Raw genomic sequence first — 17,956 nt, 5'->3', positions numbered from 1 at the left:
AGAAAGGACGGTCCCATGATCGGACGCATCACCGGCACTCTGCTGGAAAAAACTCCTCCCGTGGTTTGTATAGACGTGGGCGGGGTCGGCTATGAAATCGACGTGCCCATGAGCACGCTCTACAACCTGCCGGAAAACGGGGCCAAGGTGACGTTGCATACCCACCTGGCGGTGCGCGAAGACGCGCATACGCTGTACGGCTTTTCCACCGCCGGCGAACGCACGGCATTCCGGCTGCTGATCAAGGTCAGCGGGATAGGCGCGCGCACCGCATTGGCGGTGCTGTCGGGCATGACGGTCGAAGAGCTGGCCAGCGCCATTACGCAGCAGGAAAGCGGGCGCCTGACGCGGGTTCCGGGCATAGGCAAGAAAACAGCCGAGCGCCTGCTGCTGGAATTGCGCGGCAAGCTGGGCGCCGACCTGGGGCACAGCCCCGGTTCGCATTCCGCCGGCCGCGACGACATCCTCAACGCCCTGCTGTCATTGGGTTATTCCAACAACGAGTCCCAGGCCGCCCTGAAAAACCTGCCCGAAGGCCTGGAAGTGGCCGAAGGGATACGGTTTGCGTTGAAATCGCTGGCCAGGGCCTAGTCCGAACCGCTGGAACAATTCCACGGGTTCAAGAGCGCAACGCCGGTCGGCGCAAAATCGGCGACGTTCCGGGTCACGACCGTCATACCATGCACCAAGGCTGTCGCCGCGATGAACGCATCGCGCTCGGCGCGCGGGTCCGGCACATGCAGGCGCGCGCAGCGTTGCGCGACGGCCGTATCGACAGGAAAAATCCGGCCGTCGAACTCGGGCAAAACGAGCGTATCGAGCCATGTGCGCAGCACCGTGCCTTGCCTCGGGTCTTTGCGTTCGAGCTGCAAGATACCGATCTCCAGTTCAAGGATGGTGATGGCAGATATGTTCAGGCTGCCCGCGTCCACGCTGTCCGCCCACTGCTCGACGCCGGGGTCGGCTTTCCCCAAGCGTATCTTGCGCAGCTCGGAAACGACGTTGGTATCGAGGAGGAACATCAGGAGAAATCGGCCGGCCGAATGCCGATATTGACGCGGGGCGGATCAAACTCGATGTCTGCGAGACCGGGCATCGCCAGCGCGTCGGCGATGCTCCGGCGCTTGCCAGTGATGCGCTGATACTCCTCGATGCTGAGCAGGACATGGGCGGGCTTGCCCCGGTCGGTGATGAACACCGGCCCCTCTGAGGCGGCTTTCTTGGCCCGGCTGGTGTCCTGATTGAACTCCCGGCTGGAAAGAGTGGTGATAGTCATGGGCGGCACTCCTGTTTGCAGAGGCAAATCGCTTTTGTATAAACGTTACTACAACGACCTTCTTTCGTCAATGCTCTTTGCTGTCTTGGCTGCACAGAGGCGTTAGAAACCGGGCCTGCTAGGCGGATTGCAGGAAACCCGCGTATGCCGACAGGTCGACATTGCCGCCGCTCAGCAGCACGCCGATACGCTTGCCCCTGACGGGGACGATTTCGTTGAAGACCGCCGCGGCGCCCAAGCAGCCGGTGGGCTCGACCACCATCTTCATGCGCTCGGCAAAAAACTGCAAGGCTTGCACCAGTTGCCCGTCGCTGACGGTAAGAACGTCGCGCGCATACTGCCTGATGAGAGGGAAAGTCAGCTCGCCCAGGCCCTGCGTGAGCGCGCCGTCGGCGATCGAATCGGGCGTGGCAATGCGCACGATCCGGCCTGTGCGGAATGACTGCTGGCCGTCGTTGCCGGCCTGCGGCTCGACGCCGTAAACGGCGCAATCCGGGCTCAGGGCATGGGCCGCGAGCAAGGAGCCCGACAACAGGCCGCCGCCGCCCAAAGGGATGAACAGCGCGTCCAGCGGGCCGGTTTCCTCGAGCAGCTCCTTGACCGCCGTGCCCTGCCCGGCAATGACATCCGGGTGATCATAGGGAGGAATCAGCGTCAGGCCCTGTTCCTCGACCAGGGAGCGGGCCACCTGCTCCCTGTCCTGGCTGCGGCGGTCGTATTCGACGACCCGGGCGCCATAGCCGAGGGTGGCCGCTTTCTTGGCCGCCGGAGCGTCCCGCGGCATGACGATGGTGGCGGCGACACCCAGCAGCTGGGAAGCCAGCGCGATCGCCTGGGCATGGTTGCCCGATGAAAAGGTCACGACCCCCGCCTCGCGCTGGGCGGCCGACAATTTCGCCACGGCGTTGTAGCCGCCGCGAAACTTGAACGCGCCTACGCGCTGAAAGTTCTCGCATTTGAAAAACACCCGGGCGTCCAGCCGCGCGTCGAGAGTCCGCGAAGTCAGCACCGGCGTGCGATGCGCCACCCCCTCCAGGGTTCGGCCGGCATCGACAACATCGTCATAAATAGGTAGTGTGGCGGTCATGATAAGCAAGCATCCAATATGAAGCGAAGCGCAATACCCGGAATTATGCTGGAATCGCCGCAAGGCTGCGCGACCATCACCTAGTAGAGTACGATAGGCACTGTAAATATCATCAGCATGAATCCCATGGCCATACACTCCGACTCCCTCTCCAGCGCTGCCGCGATCGAACGCATCGTGGCGCCGCAAAGCGCTTCGCCCAACGAAGATTCGGTCGAGCGGGCGCTGCGGCCCCGCGCCCTCAGCGAATACATCGGGCAGCACCGGGTGCGCGAACAGCTGGAAATCTTCATTGCCGCGGCAAAAAACCGCGGCGAAGCCCTGGACCATGTCCTGCTGTTCGGCCCGCCGGGCCTGGGCAAGACCACGCTCGCCCACATTGTGGCCAACGAAATGGGCGTCCATTTGCGGCAGACGTCGGGGCCGGTGCTCGAACGCCCGGGCGACCTGGCCGCCCTGCTGACCAATCTCGAAAAGAACGACGTGCTGTTCATCGACGAAATCCACCGCCTGTCGCCGGTGGTCGAGGAAATCCTGTACCCGGCGCTGGAAGATTTCCAGATCGATATCCTGATCGGCGAAGGGCCGGCGGCCCGCAGCGTGAAAATCGACCTGCAGCCCTTCACCCTGGTAGGGGCGACGACGCGCGCCGGCATGCTCACCAATCCCTTGCGCGACCGCTTTGGCATCGTGTCGCGCCTGGAGTTCTACAACGCCGAAGACCTGACCCATATCGTCAAGCGCAGCGCGCATCTATTGAATGCCGAAACCACGCCCGACGGCGCGGCGGAAATAGCCCGGCGCGCCCGGGGCACCCCGCGCATCGCCAACCGGCTGCTGCGCCGCGTGCGCGACTATGCCGAGGTCAAGGCTGACGGCCGCATCGATGTCGCGGTGGCCAGCGCGGCTCTCGCCATGCTGGAGGTCGACCCGCAAGGGCTGGACCTGATGGACCGCAAGCTGCTGGAAGCCATCATCCACAAGTTCGACGGCGGGCCGGTGGGGGTCGACAGCCTGGCCGCCGCCATAGGCGAAGAACGCGACACCATCGAAGATGTGATCGAGCCCTTCCTGATACAGCACGGCTACCTGCAGCGCACCCCGCGCGGCCGCATGGCCACGCAAGCCACCTGGCGCCACCTGGGCCTCACGCCGCCCAAGCCCGCCGGCGCGCCGGACTTGTTCGCGTAGGCGCGATTACTCCCGCACGCAACGCAGCAGATCCTCGCCGTAAGCGTCGCGCTTGCGCACGCCCACCCCGCTGATGCCGCCCAGGTCCTCCAGCGACTGCGGGCAGTTCATGGCGATTTCCCGCAGCGTGGCGTCATGGAAAATCACATAGGCCGGAACCCCGTGGCTGCGGGCCACTTCCGCGCGCCATGCGCGCAGGTTTTCGAAGCGCTGCTGGGCCTCGCCCGGCAAGACTATCGCCTCTTTGCCGCGGGTGCTCGCGGGGCGCGAATTGCGCGTCTTCTTTTCGGGCTCGCGCCGGAACATCAAGGTCTGCTCGCCCTTCAATACCGCGCGGCTGGTCTCGGTCAGCGCCAGGGTGCCGTATCCTTCCTGGTCGACCGCCAGCAGGCTCTGCGCCAGCAGCTGGCGCAGCACGCCGCGCCAGGCCTGCTCCGACAGGTCGGCGCCTATGCCGAAGACCGTCATGGTCTCGTGCTCGTACTGCTTGATCCGGTCGGTCGGCTTGCCGCGCAATATGTCGATGAGATGGCCGGCGCCAAAGCGCTGGCCGCGCTCGCGCCACAGGCGGTAGACCGCCGAAAGTATTTTCTGGGCGGCGACGGTGCCGTCCCACGCCTGCGGCGGCTCCAGGCAGGTGTCGCAATTGCCGCAAGGGCCCGTGTCCTGCTGGAAATAGGCCAGCAGGCGCTGGCGCCGGCACGATACGGTTTCGCACAGGCCCAGCATGGCGTCGAGCTGCGCGCCCAGGCGCCGCCGGAAGGCATCGTCGCCGGCCGATTCATTGATCATGCGGCGCTGCTGCACCACGTCCTGCAGGCCGTAGGCCAGCCAGGCGGTCGCCGGCAGGCCGTCGCGGCCGGCCCGGCCGGTTTCCTGATAGTAGCCTTCCACCGATTTGGGCAGATCGATGTGCGCCACGAATCTCACGTCGGGCTTGTTGACCCCCATGCCGAAGGCGATGGTCGCCACCATCACCATGCCATCCTCGCGCAGGAATCGCGCCTGGTTGGCGGCGCGCACGGCGGGACTGAGCCCGGCGTGGTAGGGCAGGGCCGCGATCCCGTTCTCGCACAGGAATTCCGCGGTTTCTTCGACGCGCGCCCGCGACAGGCAATAGACGATGCCGCAATCGCCCTGGTGCTCGGCCTGGATGAAGGCCAGCAACTGCCGCCTGACCTCGTTTTTCTCGATGATGCGGTAGCGTATATTCGGGCGGTCGAAACTCGCCACGAAATGAGGGGCGCCGTCCAGCGCCAGGCGCTCGGCGATTTCCCGGCGCGTAACGGTGGTGGCGGTCGCCGTCAGGGCCAGGCGCGGAATCTGCGGCCAGCGCTCGTGCAGTATCGACAGGCCCAGGTATTCCGGGCGGAAATCATGGCCCCATTGCGATACGCAATGCGCTTCGTCGATCGCGAACAGCGATATGCGGCCGGCGGAGAGCATTTCCAGGCAGCGCTCGGTCAGCAGCCGCTCGGGAGCCACGTAGAGCAAGTCCAGCTGGCCCGCCAGGAAGGCCTGCTCGACGTCGCGCGAAGTGCGCCAGTCCTGGGAGGAATTCAGGAAGGCCGCTCTTACGCCCAATTCGAGCAAGGCATCGACCTGGTCCTGCATCAGCGCGATCAGGGGCGAGATCACCACCCCGGTGCCCGGACGGACCAGGGCGGGGATCTGGTAGCAAAGCGATTTTCCGCCGCCGGTCGGCATGAGCACCAGGGCGTCGCCGCCCTGGACGACGTGATCGATAATGGCCTGCTGGTCGCCACGAAAGGAATCGTAGCCAAAGACTTGCTGCAGTGTTTCGAGGGACGAGATGGTCATGTGCTAATTGATAGGTACTGAAAAACGAATACCGACATCATAGTCGCCGGTCACCAGTTGCCGTTCCGCCTGCAGGCCGATGCGCAGGTTGGGGCTGTACCAGAACTGCTGCGTAAAGCCGAAACTGCGTTGCGTATCCCCCAGCGTCGAGCGGGAATTTTCGTACATGCCGGCGAGATCCCCCCAGCGCCCCAGCGGCACGGTGGCCGTGAGACGCTGCCGGACTCCGCCGAGGGATGCCGCCGCATCCTGGTAGCGGCTGAGGTCGGCAAACCCCGCCGTATGGCTTTCGTTGAGCCAGGACAACTTCAAGTCGTCCAGGACATCGACCTCGTAGGCGGCCTGATAGCGCCAGCCCTGCTGCATGCCATGGTTCGCCTTGGCCAGCCCGGCGCTCCATGCGCCCCAGCCGCGCGTCGTGTAGCGCCCGCCCACGCCGGTGGTGACGAGCTGGGGCGCCATCTCCAATTGGGATTCCAGCGTGAACTGCGGGCTGAGCCGATAGCGCAGCATCGTATTGCTGGCGGTGGGGCCATAAACGAGATCGCCCTGGGTCTGGCTGGGCGAATAATCCAGCGCGCCCACCGACATCGAGTATTGCCAGGCATGGACCTCGCCGGAACTGAGCTGGGAAGACTGCGATACGCTGACTCCCCCTATCCGGGCGGTATTGCCCCATGCGGGAACGGTGATTTCATTGGTGCCCAGGGTAATGCCCAGCCCTTGCTCCCCGGTATAGCGCCAGTTGCTGGCGCCGAAGGTCCAGGGATCCTTCGAGGGCGCCGATAGCCAGGGCGCGCGCAGGCCAGGGGCGCGGCCCCGCCCGGACGTGCCGCGCAGCCCGGGCGACGCGCTGGACACCTTGGCGGCGCGCCATTTGCGGGAATCGCCCTGATCCCAGAAAAAATCGTAAGAGATGTCGGGTATGCCCTGCTCCGGCGGCAAGGCATCCTGGCCGGATGGCGCCTCGGCCGGATCGGGCAGGGGAACCGGGGGACCGACCTCGACCTCGGGCACCGAGTACAGCCGTATGGGCGCCAGGTCGTGCAAGGCCGGGCCAGGCTGGCCGCCGGCGGCCAGGGCGCAGGATGCCGCCGCGCTCCATGCGAGCGCGGCGGCCAGTCGTCGTATCGGTGAAAAAAACTTCATTGAAACCAGGAAACTCGCTTTATATCAGGGCACCGCAAGAACATTGACTACCGCGGACGCCGTATCGGCCCGAAATCCAGCATGGCCTCGCCGCTGGCGTCCATGGACCTTTTGATGGCGCTGTACTTTTCCAGCACCGAGGACTTGTACACCACGCCCAGCAGCCGGGGAAATTCATCGCGGCTGACCACAGGCAGTCGTTCGCCCTGGAACTGCACAAAATAATCCTGCGCCTGGTCCAGCGTCATGCCGGGGTGCAAGGTCTTGACGAAATCGCGGCGCAGGACCTCGCCGGCCAGCTTTTGCTGCGCATCGCTCTGGCTCAACAATAAACTGGTCAGGTCCTGTTGCGCAATCACACCTTGATAGACATTGTCCTCGTCGACCACATACAGATATTTGACGGGATATTCCTGGAACATCTGCAAGGCGTCGCGCACAGGCGCCGTGGTGGCGACGACGGTGGCGGCGGGCCGCAGGAGTTCGTCGATGAGCGTGTGGCGCAATTGCTGGCGCAGCAGGATGTCGCGTTCGCGCACCACCGTCACATCATACATGGCCACTTCGGCCACGGCGCGCGATACGAAATAGGCCACCACGCAGGCCAGCATGAGCGGCAGGACCAGCTGGTAGCTGAGCGTCATCTCGAAGATCATCAGTATCGCCATCAGGGGCGCGCTGGTGGCCGCCCCCAGGAAGCTGCCCATGCCGACCAGGGTATACATGTAGACGCCGGCTGTCATGCCCGGCCACAGGTAGCCGAGGGCCATCCCGAACAGGGTGCCGAACGCCCCGCCGACGAAGAGCGCCGGGGTGAACACCCCGCCCACGGCGCCCGAGCCCACCGTCAAGGCGGTGGCCAGCACCTTGCAGACCAGCATCAGCACGACGGCATACCAGGCCCAGGAATTGTGCAGCAGAGAGAACACCACGCTATAGCCGTTGCCCGCGACTTCGGGCACGACGATAAGCAGCAGCCCCAGCAGGAAGCCCCCCAGCGCCAATCGCGCCGGCAAAGGCAAGCCCGTGCTCTTGAACCGGTTGCGGGAAAAATCGAGGAACTTCAGGAACATGGGAGCGGTCAAGCCCGACAGCGCGCCCAGCAGGACAAAAGGCAGCACCTCTATTCCCGGAATCTCGGGCATATCGGCGATGGCGTAGGTCGTCTGATAATGCCCCGTCATGCGCATGACGATATTGGCCGATGCCGCGGCAATCAGCAGCGGGCCAAAGCTCTGCATGCTCATGGTGCCCAGGACGATCTCCGCCACGAACAAGGCCCCCGCGATGGGCGCGCCATAGGCCGAGGCCACGCCGGCCGCGGCGCCGCAAGCCACCAGCAGGCGCAGCCGCGAGGTGCTGAAATAAGTGAAGCGGCCTATCGCCGACGCGCTGAGCGCCGCCAGATGCACCATCGCGCCCTCGCGCCCGATCGAGCCGCCGGACGCCACGGTGCACAAAGAAGACAGGGAGCGCAGCAGGCCCTGTCCTATCGACAGGCGGCCATCGCCAATGGCCACCGCTTCCATGTAGTCGGAATTGGCCTTGGCCTTGGTTTTCGAGGCCGCCCACAGCAGGAAGCCCGCCGCCAGGCCGCCGAACGCGGGAAACAGCAGGCGCCCATACCACGGCAGCGCCTGCGTCACGCCCACTATCGACCCGCTCCGCCCCGTGACTACCTGCTGGACCAGGCGCATGCCTTCGTGGAAGAGTATGGTGGCGAATGCCCCCAGCACGCCCACCAGCACCGCCCAGCACAGCATGGCGGGCAGTTCGGAAAGCCATAAGCAGCTTCCCAGGCGTTGGCGCATGGCCTGTACGGTGTGCCCTATCATGTGTTTCCTGTGCAAGATAAATCGCCGGCCTCGCCGCAAGCCCGACACCTATTTCAATCGATTTCCAGGCGCTTGCCAGACGCATGGCCAAGGGGCACACTCTGGCCTATGGAAAATCCCCTAGTAAAAGTACTGGTCGTCGACGATGACCCGGCCCTGCGTCAATTGCTCGCCGATTACCTCAATCGCCACAATTACGACACACTGCTCGCGCCCGATGCCAGCGACCTCTCGTCCCGCATCCAGCGATACTCGCCGGACCTGATCGTACTCGATCGCATGATGCCCGATGGCGACGGCGCCGAAGCATGTCGGCGCCTGCGCCAGCAAGGCGAGGACATTCCCGTCATTTTACTCACGGCGCGCGATGAAACGGTGGACCGGGTCATCGGACTGGAAGCCGGAGCCGACGACTACCTGGGCAAACCCTTCGACCCGCGCGAACTTCTGGCGCGCATCGAAGCCGTCCTGCGCCGCAAGAAAGGCGCATCGGCACTGAACAAAGACAAACCGGTAGTGTTCGGTCCTTTCGTATTCGACCCCACGACGCGCCAGTTGAGCAAGGAAAACGCGATCATCAAGCTCACCGGCGGCGAAGTCAACTTGCTGGAAGCCCTGGTGAACAATCCCGGCAAGCCCCTGTCGCGCGATCGCCTGCTGGCGCTGGCCCGCGACGATGACGAGGGCGAGCGCAACGACCGCGCCATCGATATCGCCGTGCTGCGCCTGCGGCGCGCAATAGAAGACGACCCCAAGCAACCGCGCTGGATCCAGACGGTATGGGGCGTCGGGTACCGGTTTTCGCCCTGAAGCCCGCCGCCATGCTGCGTTCATTATTGCCCCGCTCCCTGCGCGCGCGCATGGTGCTGCTCACGCTGGGCACCATATTGCTGGTGCAGGCGGCCACTTTCACCACCATTTCCTATTACCGCAAACAGTTCACGGAGGAAGTCGCCGTGGAATTCACGGCGACCACCATACGCACCCTGAGGGCCGCGCTGGCGGAAATTCCCGTCGAACAGCGCGCCGATTTCGTGCGCAGGGCATCGCAAAACCAATGGCACCTATGGTCGCGCAGCCTGCCGCCGGACGCCAGCCTGGAAGAGCGCCGCCCCCCTCCTCCGCCCGAAAGGCGCCGCGGGCACCGCCCGCCGCCACCGCCCGCGAGCGACATACGCAACAATCTGCGCTCCTTCGTCCAGGCGCTGAACAGGCGGCTCAGCGATGACACGCGCGTAGCGCTTTCGCGCGGGCCCGAACCGCGGCTCTATATATCGATGCTGTCCGATTCCGGCCTGGACGAGACCAGCTACAACCGGGAATGGCTGGTCATCCCGCTGGACCGGATCGCCCCGCCCGTGGCCACGCCCATGATCATCGTATGGCTGACCGGCATGGGGCTGTTCCTGCTGCTGTCGGCGGCTTTTTCCTGGCACATCACCCGTCCCCTGACCCGGCTGGCCAAGGCCGCGGACCAGCTGGCCGCCGGCCAGCCCCAGCGCGTCACGCCTTCCGGCCCGAGCGAAACCCGCATTCTGGGCGAGCGCTTCAATGCCATGCTGGACACGCTGGCCGAATCCAGCGCCGTGCAGCGCACGCTGCTTGCCGGGCTGCCCCACGACCTGAAAGGGCCGCTGTCGCGCATGTGGCTGCGCATCGAAATGGTCGACGACCCGACCTTCAAAGAAGGCATGCGCAATGATGTGCAGGACATGCAGCGCATGGTCAACCAGTTCATAGGCTTCGTGCGCGGGTCCGATCCGGGCTCCTACCAGTTCGCCCCGCTGGCGCTGAACACCTGGCTGGAAGAGCAGATTTCCGCATGGGAAAGCGCCGGTAGCCCGGTGAAGCTGGTCCGGATGCCGCCCGGCATCCTGCGCCTGGACGCCGACAAGCTGGCGCTGGGCCGGCTGATGGACAACCTGATCACCAATGCGCTCAATCACGGCCAGGCGCCGGTGGAGATCGCCCTGGAGGCCCAGGACGGCCACGCCAGGATTACGGTGTCGGACCATGGCCCGGGGATTTCGGCGGAACGGCGGGTCGAGGCGCTGCGGCCTTTTTCAAGGCTGGACGAGGCCCGCACCCTCACGGGTTCGGTAGGGCTGGGACTGGCTTTGGCCGAGGCCATCGTCAAGGCGCACCACGGCAGCCTGGCCCTGGGCCAAGCCCCCTGGGGCGGGCTGGAAGTCAGCATTCTGTTGCCGCTGGCGGATACGGCCACGTAAAGCAGCGGCTTTACGCCTGCGCGGCGGGCGGCGGGGTTGCGGCGCCGTCATCCGCCGCCCTTTCCTTGAAATCGGGCGGCGTAGGCGCGATGGACAGGCCGAACATGCGCCAATACACCCAGATATTGAATATCAAGGCCACGGGCAAGGCGACGATGCTGGCCGCCAGCACGAGCCGCAGGGAATCGACCGAGGCCGCAGCGTCCCAGATCGTGATGTCGTCGAGCACGAGGTAAGGGAAAAAGCTATAGCCCAGGCCCCCCAGGGTGATCAGGAACACCAGCAAGGTCATGACAAAGGGCAAGGCCGTCGTGCGGTAGCTGCTGTTGATCATGCGCTGGAAACACATTTCGATGGACACGAAACAGGCCAGCAGGCAGAACCACAGCATGACCACCAGGGGCCAGTGCGGGCCGTCGCTCCATTTCAGGAAAATGCCCGCATTGGCGAAGGCCAGCACCACCGACACCCCCACCGCCCCTCCCGCGGCCCAGCGCACGGCCCGCCGGCCCCACATGACCGCGCGGGCGCGCAGCTCGCCGGCGACGCGCATGATCAGCCAGGCCGCCCCCAGCAGGCAGTAGGCGGCCACGGCGCACAGGCCCACGAACAGGGTAAACCACAGATAGCCGGCGTTGGTCTGGTAGGTGACGACGATCTGGGCCAGCAGGAAACCGTGAGCCAGCGCGGTGATCAGCGAACCCAGGCCAAAGCCGAACAGCCAGCGCGACTGCAGTTCCTGCGGCGCGCGCAAACGCAGTTCGAACGAAACGGATCGCAGCAGCACGCCCAGCGCCAGCGCGCACAAGGGCAGATACAGCGCGCCCATGACGCTGCCCCAGGCATTGGGAAAGGCGGCCACGAACAGCCCCATGCCCAGGAACAGCCAGAATTCGTTGGCATCGCGCCAGGGGCTCAGCAGAGACAGCATGCGCGGACGCAGGTCGGCCGGGGCGAACAAGGCCAGGCAGCCCACGCCGATATCGAAGCCGTCCAGCACCGTGCCCGCCACGATGATGGCGAACAGCAAGGCCATGAACACCAGCGGCATCCAGAAGGCGGGGTCATGGGCGCTCACCCCCAGCGCGATGGCCAGCGTATCTATCATGCGCGCCCCCTTCTTCTGGCGATGGGCACCACGCCATAGCGGGCGATATGCCGCAGAAGCTGGAAGAAGCCCGCCAGGAATACGCCATAGAACAGCAGATAGGCGATATATCCGCCCAGCAACACGTCGAAATGGGTATCGCCGGCGATCTCGCTGACGGTGATCGTGCCGGTGACCGCGTACGGGTAGGAGCCGAACATGAGGTAGGCCAGGCCGGCCAGAAGCAGGACCCAGCCCGAAAACGTCATGCCCGCCAGCACCCGGCGCCACCCGCGCGACAGCGCGCCCGGATCATAGTGGACCCGGCGCGCGCGCCAGAGGGTGAACAGGGCCGCCAGCGCCATGAGCAGGCCCGCCAGCACGGCCAGGCGGAATGACCAGAACGTGACCGCCACCGGCGGCGTCATGCCCAGAAAGCGGTCGAGCCCGCGCAAATTGCCGCTGTCATCGCGGCCCAGCCACTTGCCGCCGGCGTGGCGCCAGACCCAGGCCGCGCGATTGGCTCCGGCCTGAGCGTCGGGCCAGGCCGACAAGACCAGGTCGGGCTGCGTCCCGCTGTGCCAATAGGCGGCCGCGGCCGCCGCCTTGGCGGGCTGGTGCCTGGCCGTCATCTGGCCTGTCCCGGCCGCGGCCAGGGCCTGCAGGAGGACCGCGGCGCTGGCCAGGTAGAGGGCGGTTTTGAACACCAGGCGCCCGCTTTCGTCGACGGGCCGGCGCAAGGCCTGCCCGGCGATGACGCCGAGCATCAGGAAAGCCACCGCCAGCGCGCTGGCAAGAATGAAGAGGCCGGCATACCAGGGCAGCGCCGGGTTGAACAGCACGCCCCACCAGTCCAGCACGTGGTATTGCCCTTCGGCCCAGGTCACGCCGGCCGGCGTATGCATCCATGACAGCAGCACCAGCAGCCAGAAAGACGACACCAGGACACCCACGGCCACCATGAAGACCAGCACGGCATGGACTCTGTCCGAAACATAGCGCTGCCCGAACAGCATGGCGCCCAGAAAGCAGGATTTGAAGATGAAGGCCGACAGAATGGCCGCCGCCAGCAGCGGGCCGGCCACATCGCCGATCTTGTCCATGAGCGCCGGCCACAGGCTGCCGAACTGGATCAGCACCGGCATGCCGGAGGCGAAGCTCAAAATGAAAGCCAGGGCGAAAACCCGCACCCAGAAGCGGTAGGCTTCGGTCCACGGCGCATGGTCCGCGCCCAGCGAACGCAGCTTGAAGTACAGCAGCACCCACGCCAGCCCAAGCTCTATGACCAGGAACAGCAACATAAAGCCCAGGCTCGAAAAGAACTGGATCTGCGATAACCACAAGGTCGAGTACGTCATAATGTGCGCTAGTTTAGAGCCAGTTCGTCATTTGTGACCACAGCCTGCAAGCAAATAACCCTGAACGTGGCAAAATGCTTACTTCGCCCGCCTTTTCATTGCTTATACTGTATGACTTCTGTACCCAGCCCCGCACCCGTTTCCAACTTTCTGCGCACCATCATCGATAACGACCTTGCCCAAGGCCGCTACGCCGGCAAGCGCTGGGCGGGCAAACCGGGGCCGGCATCGGTCCAGCAGCAGGGCGGCATCGACACCGCCCGCATACGCACCCGCTTTCCGCCGGAGCCCAATGGCTATCTGCACATCGGCCACGCAAAAAGCATATGCCTGAACTTCGGCCTGGCGCGCGACTACCTGGGCGCCTGCCACCTGCGCTTTGACGACACCAATCCCGAAAAAGAAGAAGACGAATACGTCAAAGCCATTATCGACATGGTCAAGTGGCTGGGCTTCGACTGGAACTACGGCGCGGAATCGAACTGCTATTTCGCCAGCGATTACTTCGGCTACATGTATCAGTTTGCCCAGGCGCTGGTGCGCGCCGGCCACGCCTATGTGGACGAGCAGACCGCCGAGCAGATGCGCTCCATGCGCGGCACCCTTACCGAAAAAGGCAAGGATTCGCCCTGGCGCAACCGCCCTGCCGGCGAATCCCTGGCCTTGCTCGAGGAAATGCGCCTAGGCAAGCACCCGGACGGCAGCCTGGCCCTGCGCGCCAAGATCGACATGGCCTCGCCCAATATCAATATGCGCGATCCGGTGCTGTACCGCATACGGCATGTGGCCCACCATCGCACCGGCACCGACTGGTGCATCTATCCCATGTATGCCTGGGCGCATCCCGTGGAAGACGCGCTGGAAGGCATCACGCACAGCATCTGCACCCTCGAATTCGAAGACCAGCGCCCCTTCTACGACTGGATCCTGAACCACCTGGCCGAGCTGGGCCAATTGGCCCAGCCGCTGCCCAGGCAGCATGAGTTCGCCCGGCTCAACCTGAGCTATGTCGTGACCAGCAAACGCAAGCTGCTGCAACTGGTGCGCGAAGGCCGCGTCACCGGCTGGGACGACCCGCGCCTGCCCACCCTGGCGGGCCTGCGGCGGCGCGGCTACACTCCCGAGGCCATACGCCTGTTCTGCGAGCGCCTGGGCGTTTCCAAGGCCGACTCGCGCATCGACTACGGCCTGCTCGAACAAGCCTTGCGCGACGACCTCGACCCCAAGGCCACGCGCGCGGTGGCGGTGATCGACCCGCTCAAGCTGGTCATCACCAATTACCCGCAGGGCCGGTCGGAGCTCTGCCACGCCCCGCGCAATCCGCATGATCCGGACGCCGGCATGCGCGAGTTCCCGCTGTCGCGCGAACTCTGGATAGAGCGCGACGATTTCCGCGAAGACCCGCCCAAGAAGTATTTCCGCCTGTTCCCCGGCAATACGGTGCGCCTGAAGTACGGCTACATTATCCGCTGCACCGGCTGCGTAAAGGATGAGCAGGGCAATGTCACGGAGGTCCAGGCCGAATACCTGCCCGACACCAAAAGCGGCACGCCGGGCTCGGACTCGGTGAAAGTCAAAGGCAATATCACCTGGGTCAGCGCGGCGCACGCCATTCCGGCCGAAATACGCATGTACGACCGCCTGTTTTGCGACCCGCATCCCGACGCCGGCGACAAGGACTTCCTGGCCGCCCTCAACCCCGATTCCTGCCAGGTCGTGCAAGGCTGGCTGGAACCCGGCACCCAGGCCGTGCCCGGCGCGACATGGCAGTTCGAGCGGCTGGGCTATTTTGTGGCGGACCGCGAGGAATCCACCGCCGACCAACCCGTCATCAACCGCGCCATTACGCTCAGGGATTCCTGGGCACAGAAAAATTAATGCGCAAACCGATGTATTTATTTGTGAAAACCGATACGTGAGCGACTCTTCCCCAAACCGCAAAGGCCAATTGGCCCTGGACTTCAAAAGCGCCACGCTCTATGCCCTGCGCGTAGTGCTGCACAGCCACGATACGGCCGAGCTCATCGCGGCGCTGGAACAGCGCATGCGCGACGCCGGATCGTTTTTCGAGAACGAGCCGGTCGTCGTCGACGCCAGCCAGATCGACGAGGCCCTGGACTGGGCCGCGCTGGTCCGGGCGCTGAGCGACCATAGCCTGCATCCGGTAGGCGTCGTCGCGCAAGGGGCCAACCTGGATGCGGCCAAGGGCTGCGGCCTGGCCGCGGTCGACCTGGGCAATCCCGCCCCGCGCCCCACCAGCGCCCCGGTAGCCGACAAGGACGTGCCTGTCGTGGCGCCGCCCCCGTCGGGCCAGCAGGCCGCTCCCCCCGTCCCGGCCGCGGCGGCTGTCCCTGAAGTCGCCCCCGCCGCCATGGTGATCAACCGCCAGTTGCGCTCGGGGCAGCGCATTTACGCCCGCAACACCGATTTGATCGTGATAGGCGTGGTCAGCCAGGGCGCGGAAATCATCGCCGACGGAAACATCCATGTATACGGCCCCTTGCGCGGCAAGGCCATGGCGGGGGCGCGCGGCGATACCAGCGCGCGCATCTTCACCACCCAGCTCGATCCGGAATTGCTGGCGATTGCCGGGGTGTACCGCGTCATAGAAACCCGGCTCGACCCCGGCCTGCTGAACCAGCCGACCATCGTGCAGCTGGACGGCGACCAGTTGAGGATTACCGCGCTGGGCAAGTAAAGCAGAGATATTTTTTGTTGCCAAGCAAAGGTTAAGTAAGTGCAAGATCAGGCAACTTTGTTGCTGTTTTGCTATACGATTACGTGATTTACCAAAAACTAAAGGAATTCAATCGTCATGGCGCGAATTGTTGTGGTGACTTCCGGCAAAGGCGGGGTGGGTAAGACGACCACCAGTGCGAGCTTCTCTTCAGGGCTGGCGATGCGAGGCCATAAAACGGTGGTTATCGACTTCGACGTAGGCTTGCGCAATCTTGATCTGATCATGGGTTGCGAACGTCGTGTGGTCTATGATTTCGTCAATGTCATCCAGGGAGAGGCCAGCCTCAACCAGGCCCTTATCCGTGACAAACAGCTGGAAAACCTGTTCATACTGCCCGCGTCGCAAACCCGCGACAAAGACGCCCTGACCAAAGAAGGGGTGGAAAAGGCGCTTAAAGACCTTGCCGGCATGGGCTTCGAGTACATCGTGTGCGACTCGCCCGCCGGCATCGAAACCGGGGCCCTGATGGCATCGTATTTCGCCGACGACGCCCTGGTGGTTACCAACCCCGAAGTCTCTTCGGTACGTGATTCCGACCGCATCCTGGGGATACTGTCCTCCAAGTCGCGCCGTGCCGAAAAAGGCGAAGACCCCATCAAGGAGTTCCTTCTGCTCACTCGATACAATCCCAAACGTGTCGCCGATGGCGAAATGCTCTCGCTCAAGGACATCGAAGACATCCTGCGCATCAAGCTGCTGGGTGTCGTGCCCGAGTCGGAATCGGTATTGCAGGCGTCCAACCAGGGTGTTCCGGCCATCCACATCCGCGATAGCGACGTGTCGGTCGCCTACCAGGACATCGTGGCCCGCTACCTGGGCGAGGAAAAGCCCCTGCGCTTCGTCGACTACGAAAAACCCGGCCTGTTCAAGCGCCTCTTCGGAGGGAAGTGATATGTCCTTCCTGTCTTTCCTGCTCGGTGAAAAAAAGACTTCTGCCAGCGTCGCCAAGGACCGCCTGCAGCTCATTCTCATCAACGAACGCGGCGACGGCATCACTCCCGACTACCTGCCGCGCCTGCAAAAAGAACTTGTCGAGGTGATCTCCCGCTATGTGAAGATCAATCCCGAAGACATCAAGGTCAACCTGGACCGCCAGGATTCCCTGGAAATTCTCGAAGTCAAGATCGAGATGCCCCAGCCGGAAACGCGCTAGGCAGGAAAAGCGCATGCGCCTGGCGGCTCTCTGGGAATAGCCAGGGCCGCGCCCGGCGGCTAGCCCGGCGCGGCGAGAAAAAAGCCGGCTCGATGAGCCGGCTTTTTTTCAATCGCGATGGTGCTGCTAGCGGTTCTTGCCGATCTGATCACCGATGACGCCGCCTATGGCCGCGCCGCCGACTGTGCCCAGGATGCCGCCATTCGACAGCACGGCACCGCCTACTCCGCCGATACCCGCGCCCGTTACGGTGCTTTTCTGCCGAGAGCTCATGTTATCCCACGAAGAGCAGCCGCCCAGCGCCAACGCCAGCAAGCCTGCAGCACCCAGTTTAGTGAGGGTCGTCAATTTCATTTTTTATCTCCAAACGATACGAGCAATGCTTTACGTTACCCGATTTTCCACCCGGCGGGCAGGTTTGAATCGTATCGCTTGTTAGCTTGCGAAACAGATGTATCCGGAAAAGTTCATAGCGCCTTAATCAATGCCAGCACTTCCTTGAATTGAGGATGCGCCGGCGTTTCCAGCCATTCGAACAAGGCCATTTCCGAGGTGATTTGTTCCAGCCCGTAATGGGACCAGCGCATGCCTGCTGCCTCGCGGTCGGCCGGCCGCCGCGAACCGACGCAATCGGCGACCAGGATGGGATTCAGGCCCAGGCGGGCAAGCCCCAGGCCTGTTTGTAACACGCACACGTGCGCTTCCGTGCCTATTAGCAACACATTGATCCGCCCTTTGGGCAGTTCCGGGCGGAAACGGGCTTCGCGCGTCGCATCGAAATGCGCCTTGTGTATGACATGGTCGACCCAGCGCCGCAAGTCGGGCGCGGTAGCGCCTATCTTGCCGGCGCAATGTTCCGTGGCGACGACCGGAACCCCCAGCAACTGCGCCCCGTGCAGCAGGCGTTCTGCGCGCCCCAGCAGGGCTTCGCTATCGTCTATGGCGGGCAGCAAGGCCGATTGCATATCGACCACCAGGACCAGCGTATCGTGGGTGCTTAGTATGGGCATGGGGGGCTCCGTCGGGTAGGC

Annotated in this window: 18 protein-coding genes; 8 read left to right on the top strand and 10 right to left on the bottom strand. The window is 64.1% G+C overall.

The annotated features are described in order from the left end of the window. Positions 1-15 precede the first annotated feature (15 nt). Positions 16-591, top strand: a complete 576-nt coding sequence (gene ruvA / locus BUB23_RS12660; RefSeq protein ID WP_073103538.1) for a Holliday junction branch migration protein RuvA — start codon at positions 16-18, stop codon at positions 589-591. On the opposite strand, the gene BUB23_RS12655 is transcribed toward ruvA, so the two are convergent. From BUB23_RS12655 to BUB23_RS12645, 3 genes are all read right to left on the bottom strand, one after another. Continuing rightward, a complete protein-coding gene (locus BUB23_RS12655) occupies positions 588-1,025 on the bottom strand; it encodes a type II toxin-antitoxin system VapC family toxin (RefSeq protein WP_218598990.1) in 438 nt (145 codons plus the stop codon). The genes ruvA and BUB23_RS12655 overlap by 4 nt on opposite strands. Continuing rightward, positions 1,022-1,276 (bottom strand): type II toxin-antitoxin system Phd/YefM family antitoxin, encoded by a 255-nt coding sequence (locus tag BUB23_RS12650; RefSeq protein WP_073103536.1) that lies wholly within the window; start codon positions 1,274-1,276, stop codon positions 1,022-1,024. The genes BUB23_RS12655 and BUB23_RS12650 overlap by 4 nt, the downstream gene beginning before the upstream one ends. 118 nt (positions 1,277-1,394) lie before the next feature. After that, positions 1,395-2,363: a threo-3-hydroxy-L-aspartate ammonia-lyase gene (locus tag BUB23_RS12645; RefSeq protein ID WP_073103534.1), complete on the bottom strand. Its 969-nt coding sequence runs from the start codon at positions 2,361-2,363 to the stop codon at positions 1,395-1,397. 126 nt (positions 2,364-2,489) lie between these two features. Between BUB23_RS12645 and ruvB the strand changes: the two genes are divergently transcribed. After that, positions 2,490-3,554, top strand: coding sequence for a Holliday junction branch migration DNA helicase RuvB (gene ruvB, locus BUB23_RS12640; protein ID WP_073103791.1), 1,065 nt, complete (start codon positions 2,490-2,492; stop codon positions 3,552-3,554). A 6-nt stretch (positions 3,555-3,560) separates the two neighbouring features. Here ruvB and recQ read toward each other — a convergent pair whose 3' ends face one another. Genes recQ through BUB23_RS12625 form a run of 3 tightly spaced genes read right to left on the bottom strand, consistent with a single transcriptional unit; the run spans position 3,561 to position 8,359 of the window. Continuing rightward, positions 3,561-5,375 (bottom strand): DNA helicase RecQ, encoded by a 1,815-nt coding sequence (gene recQ, locus BUB23_RS12635; RefSeq protein ID WP_073103533.1) that lies wholly within the window; start codon positions 5,373-5,375, stop codon positions 3,561-3,563. A gap of 3 nt (positions 5,376-5,378) precedes the next feature. Continuing rightward, positions 5,379-6,524 carry a fimbria/pilus outer membrane usher protein gene (locus BUB23_RS12630; protein ID WP_073103532.1) on the bottom strand — a complete coding sequence of 382 codons (1,146 nt, stop codon included), beginning with the start codon at positions 6,522-6,524 and terminating at the stop codon, positions 5,379-5,381. A 47-nt stretch (positions 6,525-6,571) separates the two neighbouring features. Then, complete coding sequence (locus BUB23_RS12625) at positions 6,572-8,359, bottom strand: ClcB-like voltage-gated chloride channel protein (protein ID WP_073103530.1); 1,788 nt, start codon at positions 8,357-8,359, stop codon at positions 6,572-6,574. A 108-nt stretch (positions 8,360-8,467) separates the two neighbouring features. On the opposite strand from BUB23_RS12625, the gene BUB23_RS12620 reads away from it, so the two are divergent. Together BUB23_RS12620 and BUB23_RS12615 are read left to right on the top strand one after the other, a co-directional pair. Further along, positions 8,468-9,169, top strand: a complete 702-nt coding sequence (locus tag BUB23_RS12620; protein WP_073103529.1) for a response regulator — start codon at positions 8,468-8,470, stop codon at positions 9,167-9,169. Continuing rightward, on the top strand, positions 9,139-10,587 hold the full coding sequence (locus BUB23_RS12615; RefSeq protein WP_245801256.1) for an ATP-binding protein: 1,449 nt from the start codon (positions 9,139-9,141) through the stop codon (positions 10,585-10,587). The genes BUB23_RS12620 and BUB23_RS12615 overlap by 31 nt, the downstream gene beginning before the upstream one ends. A 10-nt stretch (positions 10,588-10,597) precedes the next feature. On the opposite strand, the gene BUB23_RS12610 is transcribed toward BUB23_RS12615, so the two are convergent. Together BUB23_RS12610 and BUB23_RS12605 are read right to left on the bottom strand one after the other, a co-directional pair. Then, a complete protein-coding gene (locus BUB23_RS12610) occupies positions 10,598-11,695 on the bottom strand; it encodes a cytochrome d ubiquinol oxidase subunit II (protein ID WP_073103528.1) in 1,098 nt (365 codons plus the stop codon). Then, complete coding sequence (locus BUB23_RS12605) at positions 11,692-13,032, bottom strand: cytochrome ubiquinol oxidase subunit I (RefSeq protein WP_073103526.1); 1,341 nt, start codon at positions 13,030-13,032, stop codon at positions 11,692-11,694. Before BUB23_RS12605 ends, BUB23_RS12610 begins: the two co-directional genes overlap by 4 nt. 111 nt (positions 13,033-13,143) lie before the next feature. Here BUB23_RS12605 and BUB23_RS12600 point away from each other — a divergent pair, with 111 nt between their 5' ends. The 4 genes from BUB23_RS12600 (at position 13,144) to minE (ending at position 16,925) form a co-directional block, all read left to right on the top strand. After that, entirely contained in the window at positions 13,144-14,910 is a 1,767-nt protein-coding gene (locus BUB23_RS12600) for a glutamine--tRNA ligase/YqeY domain fusion protein (protein WP_073103525.1), read from the top strand. A gap of 37 nt (positions 14,911-14,947) precedes the next feature. Then, entirely contained in the window at positions 14,948-15,730 is a 783-nt protein-coding gene (minC, locus tag BUB23_RS12595) for a septum site-determining protein MinC (protein WP_073103523.1), read from the top strand. A gap of 117 nt (positions 15,731-15,847) precedes the next feature. After that, the gene (gene minD, locus BUB23_RS12590) at positions 15,848-16,663 is read left to right on the top strand and encodes a septum site-determining protein MinD (RefSeq protein ID WP_073103522.1); all 816 of its coding nucleotides are present in this window, start codon (positions 15,848-15,850) and stop codon (positions 16,661-16,663) included. A gap of 1 nt (position 16,664) precedes the next feature. Further along, positions 16,665-16,925, top strand: coding sequence for a cell division topological specificity factor MinE (gene minE, locus BUB23_RS12585; RefSeq protein ID WP_073103520.1), 261 nt, complete (start codon positions 16,665-16,667; stop codon positions 16,923-16,925). Positions 16,926-17,051: 126 nt separating this feature from the next. Here minE and BUB23_RS12580 read toward each other — a convergent pair whose 3' ends face one another. Continuing rightward, entirely contained in the window at positions 17,052-17,279 is a 228-nt protein-coding gene (locus BUB23_RS12580; RefSeq protein WP_073103519.1) for a glycine zipper 2TM domain-containing protein, read from the bottom strand. Positions 17,280-17,392: 113 nt separating this feature from the next. Then, positions 17,393-17,935 carry an isochorismatase family protein gene (locus tag BUB23_RS12575; protein WP_073103517.1) on the bottom strand — a complete coding sequence of 181 codons (543 nt, stop codon included), beginning with the start codon at positions 17,933-17,935 and terminating at the stop codon, positions 17,393-17,395. Positions 17,936-17,956 lie beyond the last annotated feature (21 nt).

The organism is Pollutimonas bauzanensis (assembly GCF_900129885.1).
GTDB classification, from domain to species: domain Bacteria; phylum Pseudomonadota; class Gammaproteobacteria; order Burkholderiales; family Burkholderiaceae_B; genus Pollutimonas; species Pollutimonas bauzanensis.
This window is presented reverse-complemented; position numbering and strand designations above follow the sequence as displayed.